Annotated in this window: 1 pseudogene; it reads right to left on the bottom strand. The window is 51.3% G+C overall.

The window, feature by feature from the left end:
• Positions 1-41: 41 nt before the first annotated feature.
• A pseudogene (locus ACI43T_RS12040) lies at positions 42-279 on the bottom strand (heme biosynthesis protein HemY); the annotation flags it as partial.

Raw genomic sequence — 279 nt, 5'->3', positions numbered from 1 at the left:
GTTGTAGATTTCATACTGTCGCTTAATGCGAAATCAGCACATCAATTGGGTTGAGGAAGGGCTGCCGGATGTTCTTCTTCGGCCACGCTTTCCAAAACCAGATTGCGTTGTTCTTGCGCTTTTTGCGGTTGATCGGTTTCATCAAACACGCGGGCCAAGACCAAATGTGCGGATACGCTGGGTTGCAGGGCGATGCTGGCTTCGAGGTAGCCTTGGGCTTTGCCCCAAAGTTTGCGTCCGTAAGCCAGTTGGCCAAGATACATCAACAGTGGTGCATTG

The organism is Neisseria oralis, from assembly GCF_045062685.1.
GTDB classification, from domain to species: Bacteria; Pseudomonadota; Gammaproteobacteria; order Burkholderiales; family Neisseriaceae; genus Neisseria; species Neisseria oralis.
Note: the sequence above shows the minus strand (reverse complement) of the source record. Positions and strands in the feature narration are given on the sequence as shown.